This window comes from Sphingobacterium tenebrionis, from assembly GCF_037126265.1.
Lineage (GTDB): Bacteria > Bacteroidota > Bacteroidia > Sphingobacteriales > Sphingobacteriaceae > Sphingobacterium > Sphingobacterium tenebrionis.
The window spans coordinates 1-14,176 of the sequence record NZ_JAYLLN010000017.1 but is presented as its reverse complement, the minus strand read 5'-3'; the positions used below and the strand labels follow the sequence as shown (position 1 = coordinate 14,176).

Below are 14,176 nucleotides of genomic sequence, written 5' to 3'. Positions count from 1 at the left end.
TAACAGATTAGGTGTAGCACATTGATACGATTATGCGTTATCTCCTTTAATATTCACAATACTTATAACATTTTATGAAAAACTTTAGACTATTAATCATTGCTTTGTTGGGAGTTATCAGTATCACTTCATGTATGAAGAATGATACCATTGATGATGGTTGGGATTATGCAAAAGAAAAAGCTCGTTACGATTCCACAATGAATAAACAAAAGCCGATCCTAGCAGCTTATGCAGCGGAAAATTATTCAGACAATCGTTATTACAATGATTCAGTAGGCATGTATTTGGATATCCTTACGCCAGCAACAGACGAATCGTATGAATATGTACTTCAAGGTTCCTCTTTCATCTCTCCTCAGATCACGGTAAAATACAAAGGTAAATTATTATTGACTGGTGAAGTGTTTGAAGATGCTACAGGTACTGCTCAACAATTCTATTTGAATCCAAACTCCAATATCAATGTTACTCAAGCTTGGATCAGAGCATTCCTTCCAAGAAACGTAACGATCAATGGAACAGATATTTTATACGGACTGGTTCCTAATGGAATCAAAAAAGGAACTAAATTCAAGTTTATTGCTCCTTCTCCAATTGTATACGACAATAGAGAAAGAAAAGATAATTCGGGTAAAGTGATTGTTCCTAAAGATTCTCCAGTAGAATACGAGGTCGAAGTAATCGATATCAAAAATATATAAGCTCAACAATTCATACTTATATAGTATAAGGCGGTACCTATTCCCTTGGGTGCCGCCTTATTTTTTTAAAATTTATGTTTAATTTTACCTTAAACACATACATATGAAGATTGCATTAGCTCAACTAAACTATCATATCGGTAATTTCGAACAGAACACAAAAAAAATAGTAAAGGCTATAACGGATGCCAAGGAACAAGGGGCAGAACTGATCGTCTTTGCAGAATTGGCAATTGGGGGATATCCAGCCAAAGATCTACTACGAAATACCGCCTTCCTTAAGGCTTGTTATGCCAGCGTGGATGAAATCGCAAAATATTGTGAAGGCATTGCCTGTATCATTGGAGCACCAGTCCCTAACAAGGATGCCGAAGGAAAACCTTTGTTCAATGCTGCCCTTTTATTGGCAGATGGCGAGGTGAAACAAGTGGTCAAGAAAAGCCTATTACCAGATTACGACGTCTTTGATGAATACCGTTATTTCGAGCCTAATCCGTCAAGTAATTGCATCAAGTTCAAGGATCTCACGATTGCATTAACCGTCTGTGAGGATCTTTGGGATGATGATGGACCAAACTCCTATGTTGGCGACCTGATGCAGGACCTTGCTAAGGAACATCCCGACTTGATCATCAATATTGCGGCATCCCCTTTTTCCTATACCCATTTCGAAAATCGGAAAAACGTATTGAGCAGGAATGTCATCAAAGGGAATGCCCCGCTGATTTATGTAAATCAGGTGGGCGCCCATACGGATATTATTTTCGATGGCCGTTCTTTGGCCCTCAACAGAAAAGGTGAATTGGTAAGCGAAATGAAAAGCTTTGAAGAAGACCTACAATTTGTGGAATTAAAAGGCATTGATCTGCACAGTGAGCAGGCGCATCAATCCGTAGAACATCAGGAAATTGCATTGATCCATGATGCGATCATCCTGGGTTTAAGGGATTATTTCCAGAAATCAGGATTTCAGAAAGCCGTTCTAGGGCTTTCCGGAGGTTTGGATTCTGCCTTGGTAGCCGCTCTTGCCTGTGAAGCTTTGGGCGCAGAAAACGTGCTGTCGGTCTTGATGCCTTCCATTTACTCCAGCGACCATTCCTTGAAGGATGCCTTGGATTTAGTGGAAAACACCGGATGCCAAAAGCTCATCCTTCCGATAAAAGACATTGCAGCGGCTTTTGAGGCAACATTGGCTCCAGCATTTGAAGGTCGGAACCCTGATACCACCGAAGAGAACATCCAGGCTCGCACGCGTGGAACCTTATTGATGGCCCTATCCAACAAATTCGGAAACATCTTATTGAACACATCCAATAAAAGTGAGGCTGCTGTGGGATACGGAACCTTGTATGGCGATATGGCGGGTTCCTTATCCGTGATCGGTGATGTGTACAAAACCCAGGCCTATCAATTGGCAAAATACATCAATAGGGACCGGGAGATCATCCCATTGAACACCATCGTAAAACCGCCTTCCGCAGAACTTCGCCCTGGTCAAAAAGATTCGGATTCCCTTCCGGAATACGACATCTTGGATAGCATACTTTACCAATTGATCGAAAAGGAAAAACCATATACCGAAGTGATTGCCTTGGGCTTTGATGAAGCAACGGTTCTACGGGTCAATAAGTTATTGAACAATGCAGAGTTCAAGCGCTTCCAAGCGCCACCAATTTTGAGGGTTAGTCCGAAAGCATTTGGTCCCGGAAGGGCCATGCCATTGGTCGCAAAATTTTCTTTCTAGCCATTAAACGTTTAGCAACCCATGTAGTCTAATTAAAAAAATGAGAATTATGAAGACGCTTAGGACTTTTTTCATGGCAGGAATCGTGTTATTCCTGGCTTCCTGTGCCTCGTACAATTATAACATGACGAGGGTGCAGCAATTAGACTTTTCACAATATAAAACATATGGATGGTTACCGCCTGTAGATTCCTTGTCGAAAAACTATTTCAACAATGATATTGCGCGAGAGAACATCCTTTCTGCAGCGAATCGGGAATTAGCAGCCCGTGGTATGCAATACAGCAAGAACGATCCGGATATCCTATTTCGCTATGTGACCATCGTCAATAACAAGAGCCGTATGGTCTATGGCCACATGGGTGGCTGGGGCGGCTGGGGATGGTACCGTCCTTGGGGCTATTACATGAGCCCTTCCTATCCTATCGGAAAGGAAAAATACCGGTATTCGCATTTGATCATAGAAGCGGTGGATAGAAGAACAAATTCCGTGGTATGGCAAGCTCGTGGATCGGGAGAGATCAAAGCTCCAGAAAAAGCGATCAATAAATTACCGGAAGTGGTTCAAGGTATTTTCAAGGAATATCCAATTAAATAGTAGAAAGTCCGAATTTTATATAATATAAATTAAGCCAAGCGGTATGCTTGGCTTTTTTTATATTCTCTCGTCATTGCGAGGAGGCTATCTCGTCATTGCGAGGAGGTACGACGAAGCAATCTTTCGATTAGTGTAAAGATTGCTTCGTTCCTCGCAATGACGCTGTATGTCGCAATGTCGCTGTTTCTCGCAATGACGCTGTTCCTTCCAATGTCGAAGTAGCTTCGATTTTCATTCGCTATGTATGTAAATTCTAAGCAGGATGTAAGCAAGATATAAGTGCATAAAGTCACTTACAACTCACTTACACATCACTTACACCTCACTTGCAGTAAGTAGCCTGTACGAAACAAACTTAGCCTAAAATCCTCTTGAAGTGGTTGTTCAAATGTTTCCGAATGGCATTCCGGTAAGCATCTGCATCGCGCGTTTTCAATACTTCCACCAATTCCTTATGGGAAACAAAATCTCCCGTCACCACCTCACTCGATAATAGGCCACTTTCATGAACATAATTGAAAATCGGCATCAGCATCACCTGTAGCTCCAACAGGATCCTATTTTTAGAAATCTTATACAATTTGCTATGGAATCTGATCTCATCTTCCACCTGCCAGGTCTGCGCCGTATCACCCGACCCTACCTGGTTCGCAATATCTTCTAGTTCCTTGATATCCTCATCAGTGATATTCTTTACGATGAAATCGGCCATCCCGACCTCTAATCCCAATCGAAGTTCGAACATATCCTTCAGGGTAGCATCATCCAAAATAGATGGATGGAATACTTTACGTAATGATCCCAATACATCCGGATTGCGCAATACTGCACCCTTATGTTTTTTGGACTCCACCAACCCGATAGTCTTCAGGCGTAAAAGAGCTTCCCGGATGACGGTCCGACTTACCCCTAGATTAAGCGCAAGATCCAACTCCTTGGGCAATACATCACCAATGACCATCTTGTTCTCTTGGATATATTGAACAATGCGTTCCTCTGCTTTGTCGACTAAACTGGAGGTGTCTATGGTGCCTATTTTCCCCATATTCTCATTCGGATACTCCATATGTGCATTTAAATAGTTAATGTTAAAAGGTACAATTATATCAAAAAAAAATTTGGAAGTAAAACATTAAGTCTTACATTTGAAATCATTATATGTATGACATAATCTAATTTATAAAATATATTCGATTATTAAACATGTATAAGGTATAAAAATTACAGACCAGAACCATTTAGGCAAAAATATGTTTGTAATCAAATATTAATCAATTAGAACAAAACGTAACATTTACCCTGAGAAAATTTCAGAACCCATGCTTAATAAAAAAATTGAAGGATTAATTGCTGCCCCTTTTACCCCATTCGACGAACAAGGCGAATTGAACCTAGAACTCATCCCTTCTTACTATGATTCTTTAAAAAAGAACCAGATTAAAGGAGCATTCATCTGCGGATCTACGGGTGAGGGTGTATCCCTAACCTTCCAGGAAAAAGTAGCCACCTTAAAAGCATGGACTGCCCTAACCAAAAGCGATGATGATTTTGCGTTGATGATGTTTCTTGGAGGAACAAATGTGAAAGAATGCCAAGAATTGGCAAGAATAGCGGAACAGGAAGGTGCAGATGCCATTTCCTTTACCTCCCCCTATTATTTCAAACCGGCCAACGTAAAACAATTGGCCAAATGCTGCCAGGAAATTGCTTCTGCTGCGCCAAAGACTGCATTCTACTATTACCATATCCCGGTTTTGACGGGTGGAACCTTCAACATGATCGACCTTTTGCAAGAAATCGATGAACAGATTCCAACCTTTAAAGGCATAAAATATACCCATGAAGATTTTATGGATTTCCTTTCCTGTTTAAATTTTAAGAACAGAAAATATGATATGTTATGGGGAAGAGATGAAAACATGTTATCTTCCCTAATCCTTGGATCTAAAGGTGCAGTGGGCAGTACGTATAATTACGCCGCCCCGCTTTACTTGGACCTTATGGAAGCCTATGAAAATTCTGATTTCCAGAACGCCAATGCCCTTCAGCAAAAATCGATCGATATGATCCGGTTATTGGGCAAATATGGAGGTATTGCAACCGGAAAGGCCTATATGAAATTAATAGGTTTGGATTGTGGAACATTCCGCTTACCTATTGCCAATATGACAGAGGAGCAGTTTGCCTTATTCCAAGCAGATGTGGCTGACCTCGGTTTTGAACATTTTAAATCAATTCGTTGATGCGAAACATCGGGTTTATGATCATGACCATACTATTAACGGGATGTGAACCGAAAAACACATCCTTAGCAGTACAATGGCTACCTTCGGCAAACCTGCCTATGCAGGAAGAAAAGGCGCATCTGGGTCTTGCAGGTCCTGTTACCGGCATACTACAGGATAAGTTACTTATTGCTGGAGGCGCAAATTTTCCTGACGGAATGCCTTGGGAGGGTGGTAAAAAGAATTATCACAACTCCATTTACCTCTATGATATCGTAGGAAAGGAATTGCAGTTCAAAGAAGAAATTGCTTTGGATAGGGAAATTGCCTACGCGGCCAATGTGGTTATGGATGATAAGCTTTATAGAGCTGGTGGAGAAGACTCTACTGGAGCTATCAAGAACTTCCAAGCCTATTCGATCTCGGAAAATAAGGAGCTGAAAACGGAAGAACTATCCGAGTTGCCCTTAGCGTTGACCAACGCTGGGCTTGTGCATCTTTCGGACAAACTTTATTTCGTTGGTGGGGAAAATGCCGAATTGGTTTCCAATAAGATATATTGCTATCAAATCGATCAAGATAATAAGGGCTGGCAAGAATTCCTGACCCTGCCCTACCCGATTTCCAATGCTGTAGTGTTGGCCGACGGAAAAGAAAAGATATATATCGTTGGGGGTAGAAAGAAGAATGTGAATGCCAAGAGCGATATCTACGATCAGGTCCTTGAAGTGAATATAGGCAGCAAGGAAATAAAAGCAATCAGTAGATTAGCAAAGCCGATGGCTGCAGGAACCGGTGTATTATATAAAAACCATCTCCTATTGTTTTCAGGAGATGATGCCCGTACTTTCCATCAGGTAGAACAGGCCATCGCCAACATCAACTTAAATAGCGATCCTTCTAAAAAGGATAGCCTTATTACCGCCAAAAACAATATCTTGGTGAACCATCCTGGTTTTGAACGCCAGGCATTGGCGTTAAACCTAAGTGATTTGACCTGGAAAACATTAGCAGCATTACCATCAGCAGGAACAGTAACGACAACTGCCCTATTACATCAAGATTTATTGATTATTCCTTCGGGGGAGATCAAAGCCGGCGTAAGAACAGATCAGATCTTATTGGGGCAATTAAAATAATTTTTTACTACCATGAAAAATAGCAGAAAATATCCTTGGGTGATTGTCGGATTATTATGGTTTGTGGCTCTTCTGAACTACATGGATAGGCAAATTCTATCGACCATGCGACCAGCGATGGCCCTGGATATTTCTGAATTGGAGAGTGCCGCCGTATTTGGCAACCTCATGGCTATCTTTTTATGGATCTATGGATTTATGAGCCCGGTAGCGGGTATTGTAGCCGACAAATGGAACAGAAAATGGTTGATCGTGGGGAGTCTGTTTGTATGGTCGGCCGTAACCATGGCTATGGGCTATGCAGATACCTACGAACAATTATATGCCCTACGGGCTATTATGGGCGTTAGTGAAGCCCTATACATCCCTGCAGGTTTATCTTTAATCGCCGATTACCATTCCGACAAGACCAGATCACTGGCCATAGGTATACACATGACCGGGTTTTATTTTGGACAGGCCTTAGGGGGATTTGGTGCCACCGTCGCTGCCTCCTATTCCTGGCATTATACCTTTATCCTCTTCGGACTGATCGGGATTATATATTCCTTTATATTGATCTTCTTCCTTCAAGAGGCTCCGCACCGCAGCGAAACCAACACCCTAGTAAAGGAAAAAGTACCTGTATGGAAAGGCTTATCGGTGCTATTTTCCAATATTGCGTTTTGGGTCATCCTATTATATTTTGCCATCCCCAGTCTGCCGGGATGGGCAACGAAGAATTGGCTGCCAACCCTTTTCTCTGAAAACCTGCATATCCCGATGGAACAAGCTGGCCCATTGGCCACCATTACCATTGCGCTATCCTCCTTCTTTGGGGTCATCCTGGGGGGAATATTATCCGACCGTTGGATACAGAAAAACATTAAAGGAAGGATCTATACCAGTGCCATTGGCTTGGCCTTGACCATCCCTGCCGTGATCCTGATGGGATTTGGCGACAATGTCTATGCAATCGTCGCAGCAGGTTTGATGTTCGGGTTTGGATTTGGCATGTTCGACGCCAATAATATGCCGATCCTTTGCCAGTTTGTATCTTCCAAATACAGAGCAACCGCTTATGGGATCATGAATATGGTCGGTGTTTTTGCTGGTGCATACATTACAAAGATCTTAGGTGCATCTGCCGATGAAGGCCGTTTGGGAAGTGATTTTGCCCTTTTGGCAGGTATCGTGCTCTTGGTGCTGATCATTCAATTAGCCGTTTTAAGACCAAAGTCACATGAAGCCGTATCTTAGTTCCATTCTTATATTCCTCTTTTCCATTCAACTCCTTCTTGCCCAACAAAAAAAGAAGGTGGCCTGTATCGGTGATTCGGTTACCAAAGGCTATGGATTGGCCAAGGGAAAATCCTATCCAGACCAACTTCAGTCCTTATTGGGTGAAGATTATATCGTTGAAAATTTTGGGAGAAATGGGGCTACATTGCTCCAGCATGGGCATAACCCCTATTTAAAATCTGAAGAATTAAAAGCAGCGTTGGAGTTCCAGCCTGATATCGTGGTTATCGCGCTTGGATTAAATGATACCGATCCGCGGAATTGGCCTAATTATCAGATGGAATTCAGAAAAGATTATCATCAACTATTATCACTTTTCTGGCAGAACAATCCCGCCGTGGAATTCTATATCTGTAAGATGACGCCGATTTTCAGTGGTCATCCTCGTTTTTTATCGGGGACTCGGGATTGGTATGATCAGATTCAAAAAGAGATCGTAGCTATTGCCAAGCAGCATGATATCCCATTGATCGATAATCATCAATCCCTTGCCAGTCGGATCGATCTGTTCAACGATTTCCTCCATCCCTCGGAAGCAGGTGCAGCAATGATCGCCAAACAAGTGCATGGACATTTGGTTCCGAAGGAACAAGAACTTTCGGTGGAGCATCCTTTTGGTTCCCATATGGTGTTGCAACGAGATAGGAAGAATGTGTTAAAAGGAAAATCGAATGCTTTCTCGGAAATCAGTGTGCAACTTAAAGGTAGAACCTACCAAACACAAGCAGATTATTTGGGAAATTGGAAAGTAGATCTTCCGCCCACTCCAACCTCAGGCCCAACGGATATCGTCATTCATGCACAAGGGGAAAACCTAACTTTAGAAGATATATTGTTTGGGGATGTATATTTAGCTTCGGGCCAATCCAACATGGCCTTTCCTTTAAAACATGCCCTGCAATCGAAAGAGTGGATCGAAAAGACCAGCAACAATCCTAACATCAGGTTATTCAAGCATAAAGCGATTGCAGAGACCAATAACCAGGCTTGGACTGCGGAAATCCTGCAACAAGTAAACGACTTAGCCTACTTTAATGGTACATGGGAAAAGCCGACAAAAGAACATGCCGCTGATTTCTCGGCCGTCGCCCTTTCTTTTGCCCAGGATATACAATTGAAATCAGGGGTACCAGTAGGGATAATTGAATTGGCTGTGGGTGGATCGAATACGGAATCCTGGATTCCGAGGAAAGCTCTGGAGGATGATGACCTGTTAGCCTCTTATATACATTCTTGGAAAACTGCTGATTTCATCCAGGATTTTTGTCGGGAGAGAGCATCCGTAAACTTAAAGAACTCCACGCTCAAAAACCAAAGACACCCGTATGAACCTGCCTACAATTATGAGGCTGGTATGGCTTTATGGAAGGATGTACAGTTTAAGGCTATTCTATGGTATCAAGGGGAAAGTAATGCCCATAACCTGGAATTACATGAACATCTTTTCGGAACATTGGTTCAATCATGGCGGGAGGAACTGCAGCAGCATGTTCCCTTTTATGTCGTTCAGCTTTCCAGCCTGAACCGTCCATCTTGGCCAAGATTTCGGGAGAGTCAACTCCTATTAAGCCAAAAGCTGCCAAACGTACATATGGCCGTTTCCTCGGATCTTGGCGACTCGACGGATGTACATCCAAGGGATAAGGTTCCAGTGGGTTTGAGGCTATCGGCCCTGGTCCAACAACATGAATTCAAGAAGCCAATAAACGCTGATGCTCCTTATGCCGTAAGCTATGAGCTAAAAGGAAGCAACCGGTATGTGCTTAAATTCAATAACTGCAAAAGCCTTTCCACGAAAGGAAATCAGCCCTTAAAAGGCTTCCAGATCATGGATATCTATGGAAAAATAGTGGATCTTGAAGCCGTTCAAATCGAAAAAAACAACATTATCATAACCACCGCGGAGAAACCGACCCGAATACTATATGCCTATGAGCCTTTTACCAGGGCAAATCTGCAGAATGAGATGGGTACTCCCGCATCGACCTTTTCTATAGCTATAAAATAACACCATGTATACGACCCAGGAACTTGCCGAACTTGCCGATTTTTATAAGAACCAATTGTTGAACGATACGGTCCCTTTTTGGTTTCCAAGGTCTTTTGATGAGGAATTTGGAGGATACCTGCTGATGCGTGATGCGGATGGCAGTTTGATCGATACAGATAAGGCGGTATGGATTCAAGGCCGGGCATGCTGGCTATTGGCAACCCTGTACAATACAGTGGAGCAGAAAGAAGAGTGGTTGAAAGGTGCCCAACTGGGATACGCCTTCCTGAAGGAAAAATGTTTCAACGCGGAAGGAAAAATGTATTTCCACGTGGATAGAGCTGGCAACCCGATCCGGATGCGTCGCTATTTTTTCTCGGAGACCTTTGCGGTGATCGCCTTCGCTGCTTATGCGAAAGCATCGGGCGATGAAGAGGCTGCGGAATTGGCGCGGAAAATCTTTGGTACTTGTATGCAATATGCAGATGGAAGCCTTAAAATGGATCCGAAGTTTGAGGATACGAGACCATCCAAGGGTATTGGCATACCGATGATCATGATCAACACCGCACAACAATTGCGGGAAAGCATCGGAGATCCCCGTTGTGATGTGGCAATTGCCAATTGGATAAAAGAAATCGAAAGCAATTTTGTGAAGGATGATATCCGTTGTGTGATGGAACAAGTGGCACCGGATGGAAGTATCATTGACCACATCGATGGTAGGACCTTGAATCCGGGACATGCGATTGAAGGGGCCTGGTTTATCCTGCACGAAGCCCGATATAGAAATAACGATCCAGCGATGATCGATTTAGGTTGTAGAATGTTGGATTATATGTGGGAAAGAGGTTGGGATAAAGAACATGGCGGAATATTGTATTACCGGGATGTTTATGATAAACCAGTTCAGGAATATTGGCAGGACATGAAATTCTGGTGGCCTCAGAACGAGGCGATCATCGCTTGCCTTCTGGCCTTTCTGATGACCAATGAAAAGAAATATGCCGAAATGCATAAACAGATCCATGACTATGCCTATGCCTATTTTCATGATAAGGAAAATGGCGAATGGTTTGGTTACCTGCATCGGGATGGCCGGATCGCCCAAACTGCCAAAGGGAATCTGTTCAAAGGACCATTCCATCTACCAAGGCAAGAATGGTATTGTTCTCAGATCATACAGCAATTCTTGGCCGATAAATCCATAAACTCTTAATCGTTGGAATAATGAAACTAAAATTTACTTATTTTCTTTTATTGGTCTTGTTGCTGCGTATTCCTACGAGCTTATTTGCCCAACAGGCACTCATCCCCCTTCCTCAAGAGCTGAGCTGGAAGAAAGGTACACTGAATTTGGATAAAGGGATTTTTATTCCAAATTATCTTTTTTTCAAGAATGAGATGGGCCTTGTTAAACAGTTTTTTGAACAGAATAATATAAAGGATTTTGAAGAAGGGAGAAGAAAGCCTCTTTTTACTTTACAATTATTGACCAAGACCGAATTAGGAAACGAAGGTTATAATTTAGAGATCAATGCGAAGGGGATTACGATTGGAGCTGAGCAGGAGACTGGCTTATTCTATGCCCTTAAAACATTGGAGCAATTGTTACTGGAGAACAAAAAGCTCCCTTATGTCAAAATAAGGGATATTCCCGCTTTTTCCTTTCGGGGATTTTTACTGGATGTAGGCCGAAATTATCAGCCCATGGCTATGCTCAAGGAGCAGATCGATGTGATGGCGAAGTATAAATTGAATGTGCTGCATTTTCATTTCACGGAGGACATCGCTTGGCGATTGGAGAGCAAAAAATATCCGGGCTTAACGGCCAGCAAAAATATGACCCGTTGGCCTGGAAAGTATTATACCGAAAAGGAATTTAAGGAACTGATCGATTATTGTAAAAAAAGGCATATTCTTTTCTTGCCCGAAATCGATATGCCAGGCCATAGTGCTGCCTTCGAAAGGTACTTTGGGCATAATATGCAGTCGGATTCGGGGATGTACTATATCAAATCCCTATTAAAGGAGTTTAAGGAAACCTATCCTTCCTTAACGCATCTGCACATTGGGGGCGATGAGGTCAAAATCAGCAATAAGAATTTCATGCCTGAAATCACGCGATTTGTGGAAGATTTGGGATTTAAAACCTATGGTTGGGATCCTGGAAGTAACCTGCAGGCAAGAACTGTTCGGCAGTTGTGGATGGGTGGTCCTAAAGCCATCGATCAGGCTAGCCAGTTTGAGTTCATCGATTCCAAGCACCTCTACATCAACCATATGGACCCCTTGGAAACTGTAACCACCCTTTTCTTCCGGCAGTTTGCCGAGCAAAAGCAGGAAAGTGAACAGTTGAAAGGTGCTATATTATGTTCCTGGCCAGATCGGGCGGTAGCCCATCCGGAAGATATGTTCCTACAGAGTGCTATCTACCCAGGATTGTTAACCTTTGCAGAAAGGGCTTGGCGGGGCAATGGAGAAACGGAATGGAAGGCTAATTTACCGCAGGAAGGAACGGCATCGTTCGAGGCGTTTTCGGAATTTGAGACGAGATTATTGCAGCATAAGGAACGATTTTTTGAAGGGATGCCTTTTCCCTATGTGCAGCAGACGAAGCTAAAATGGGAACTGATTGGTCCTTTTGACAATGGAGGCGATCTTCAAAAGCGTTTTGATATTGAGCAAGCTCCTTTTGCGGATCATTTGAAAGTAGCCAAAACACAGGTTGGTGCCACGGTGATCTTAAGGCACTGGTGGGCGGATGTTGTCAAAGGCGCGCTTGATGATCCAAAACCGAACAGCACCTGGTATGCAAGGACAAAAATATGGAGTGACAAGGAGGAAGTTCGTTCCTTTTGGATCGGATTTGGAAACCTTTCCCGATCCTATGCTAGCGATACACCTAAGGAAGGGACTTGGGATGACCTTTCGAGCCGGGTTTTTGTAAATGGCTCGGCTATCCCTGCTCCTTCTTGGCTTTTTCCAGGCCGAAAGGGTAGCTTGGAAGTTCCATTGATCGATGAAGGGTATTCTTTCCGGATGCCAACAAAAATAAAATTAAAAAAAGGCTGGAATGAGGTGCTAATCAAGGTTCCTGTGGGTAAATTTGCAGGGAAAGATTGGCAGAATCCAGTGAAATGGATGTATACCTTTACACCGATACCGTAAACCAACAAAAACATCATATATGAAAAAATTACTTTTATCCTTACTTGCTGCTTGCTTTATTTCGGGCACACAGGCCCAGGAAACCGTTGTTTTCCGTTCTGGAGAAGATGGCTATGCCAGTTACCGCATCCCGGCTTTGATCAAAAACAAAAACGGTGACCTGATAGCCTTTGCGGAAGGACGAGTTGACCATGCTGGAGATTATGGAAATGTGGATATTGTGTATAAGATCAGTGAGGACAATGGGAAAACTTGGGGGAAATTGGCGATTGCTGCTGATTATGATAAGTTGCAGGCGGGTAATATGGCGCCAGTAGTGGACCTAACGGATCCGCAATATCCTAAAGGAAGAATATTTTTGTTCTATAATACTGGTAATAACCATGAGGGCGAGGTGAGAAAAGGAAAAGGACTTCGTGAGGTATGGTACATTACTTCGGTGGATGGTGCGAAGACCTGGTCGGAACCGGTAAATATTACCACGCAGACGCATCGTCCGAAGCAACCGCAGTTGAACCCTTCTTATAATTTCTCAGAAGATTGGAGAACATATGCGAATACGCCTGGCCATGCTTTTCAATTTGTTTCCGGACCGAAGAAAGGAAGGATCTATGTGGCAGCTAATCATAGTGCTGGCGACCCTGCCCCTGCCGGAAAGGATTGGAATGCACATGCATTTTATTCCGATGATCACGGAAAGACTTTTCAGTTGAGTGATAATGTGCCTTTTAAGGGATCTAATGAGTCTTTGGCAGCACAGATCGGGGATAATGAGGTGTATATGAGTTCGAGAAATCAACAGATCCAACCGAAGCAACGGATTATTTCTATTTCTCATGATGGGGGTGAATCTTGGGTTTCTTCAGCACCAGATCCGAATCTGCCTGATCCGATCAACCAGGGAGCTGTGCTTTCTTGGAAGAAGGGGAAGGGTTTTATCTTGGCGCATATTAATGCTGCGGATCAGAATAACAGGGATAATTTGACGTTGAGGTTGTCGAAGGATAAGGGAAAAACCTGGTATTTTAATAAAGTGATTGCGAAAAGCCCGGCTGGGTATAAAGGATCGTATTCTGCGTATTCGGATATTGTGTTGATCAAACCGAAACTGATGGGTATTGTGTATGAAAAGGATAATTATAAAGAGATTGTTTTCTTAACGGAGAAATTGAAGTAAGGGGGCTCGTCATTGCGAGGAACGAAGCAATCTTTACCCGTCCTTTAGATTTGTATAATAATAGAAAGGGTTAATTGTTTAAGTTATCCTTTTAGAAAGATTACCTAAAACGGTAGCGGCAAATTCTCTTTCCGTGAAGGTTTTTAT

Annotated in this window: 11 protein-coding genes; 10 read left to right on the top strand and 1 reads right to left on the bottom strand. The window is 42.8% G+C overall.

The genetic code is table 11. From position 1 onward, the window contains the following. The first annotated feature begins 74 nt into the window (after window positions 1-74). The 3 genes from VJ786_RS08390 (at window position 75) to VJ786_RS08380 (ending at window position 3,046) form a co-directional block, all read left to right on the top strand. A complete protein-coding gene (locus VJ786_RS08390) occupies window positions 75-704 on the top strand; it encodes an FKBP-type peptidyl-prolyl cis-trans isomerase (RefSeq protein WP_336557619.1) in 630 nt (209 codons plus the stop codon). Between the two features lie 103 nt (window positions 705-807). After that, window positions 808-2,448: an NAD+ synthase gene (locus VJ786_RS08385; protein WP_099365862.1), complete on the top strand. Its 1,641-nt coding sequence runs from the start codon at window positions 808-810 to the stop codon at window positions 2,446-2,448. 49 nt (window positions 2,449-2,497) lie between these two features. Further along, window positions 2,498-3,046 carry a DUF4136 domain-containing protein gene (locus tag VJ786_RS08380; RefSeq protein ID WP_099365863.1) on the top strand — a complete coding sequence of 183 codons (549 nt, stop codon included), beginning with the start codon at window positions 2,498-2,500 and terminating at the stop codon, window positions 3,044-3,046. Between the two features lie 355 nt (window positions 3,047-3,401). On the opposite strand, the gene VJ786_RS08375 is transcribed toward VJ786_RS08380, so the two are convergent. Beyond that, window positions 3,402-4,112 (bottom strand): FadR/GntR family transcriptional regulator, encoded by a 711-nt coding sequence (locus VJ786_RS08375; RefSeq protein WP_245153183.1) that lies wholly within the window; start codon window positions 4,110-4,112, stop codon window positions 3,402-3,404. 253 nt (window positions 4,113-4,365) lie between these two features. On the opposite strand from VJ786_RS08375, the gene VJ786_RS08370 reads away from it, so the two are divergent. From VJ786_RS08370 to VJ786_RS08340, 7 genes are read left to right on the top strand one after another with little or no spacing between them, the layout of a single operon-like run. Beyond that, window positions 4,366-5,289 carry a dihydrodipicolinate synthase family protein gene (locus VJ786_RS08370; RefSeq protein ID WP_099365864.1) on the top strand — a complete coding sequence of 308 codons (924 nt, stop codon included), beginning with the start codon at window positions 4,366-4,368 and terminating at the stop codon, window positions 5,287-5,289. Between the two features lie 23 nt (window positions 5,290-5,312). Next, entirely contained in the window at window positions 5,313-6,410 is a 1,098-nt protein-coding gene (locus VJ786_RS08365; RefSeq protein ID WP_144038107.1) for a hypothetical protein, read from the top strand. Between the two features lie 12 nt (window positions 6,411-6,422). Beyond that, complete coding sequence (locus tag VJ786_RS08360; RefSeq protein ID WP_099365866.1) at window positions 6,423-7,649, top strand: MFS transporter; 1,227 nt, start codon at window positions 6,423-6,425, stop codon at window positions 7,647-7,649. Further along, a complete protein-coding gene (locus VJ786_RS08355; RefSeq protein WP_099365867.1) occupies window positions 7,633-9,699 on the top strand; it encodes a GDSL-type esterase/lipase family protein in 2,067 nt (688 codons plus the stop codon). The genes VJ786_RS08360 and VJ786_RS08355 overlap by 17 nt, the downstream gene beginning before the upstream one ends. A 4-nt stretch (window positions 9,700-9,703) precedes the next feature. Then, complete coding sequence (locus VJ786_RS08350) at window positions 9,704-10,900, top strand: AGE family epimerase/isomerase (protein WP_099365868.1); 1,197 nt, start codon at window positions 9,704-9,706, stop codon at window positions 10,898-10,900. 11 nt (window positions 10,901-10,911) lie between these two features. Continuing rightward, window positions 10,912-12,852 (top strand): family 20 glycosylhydrolase, encoded by a 1,941-nt coding sequence (locus VJ786_RS08345; RefSeq protein WP_099365869.1) that lies wholly within the window; start codon window positions 10,912-10,914, stop codon window positions 12,850-12,852. A gap of 19 nt (window positions 12,853-12,871) precedes the next feature. Beyond that, the gene (locus VJ786_RS08340; protein ID WP_099365870.1) at window positions 12,872-14,029 is read left to right on the top strand and encodes a sialidase family protein; all 1,158 of its coding nucleotides are present in this window, start codon (window positions 12,872-12,874) and stop codon (window positions 14,027-14,029) included. Window positions 14,030-14,176 lie beyond the last annotated feature (147 nt).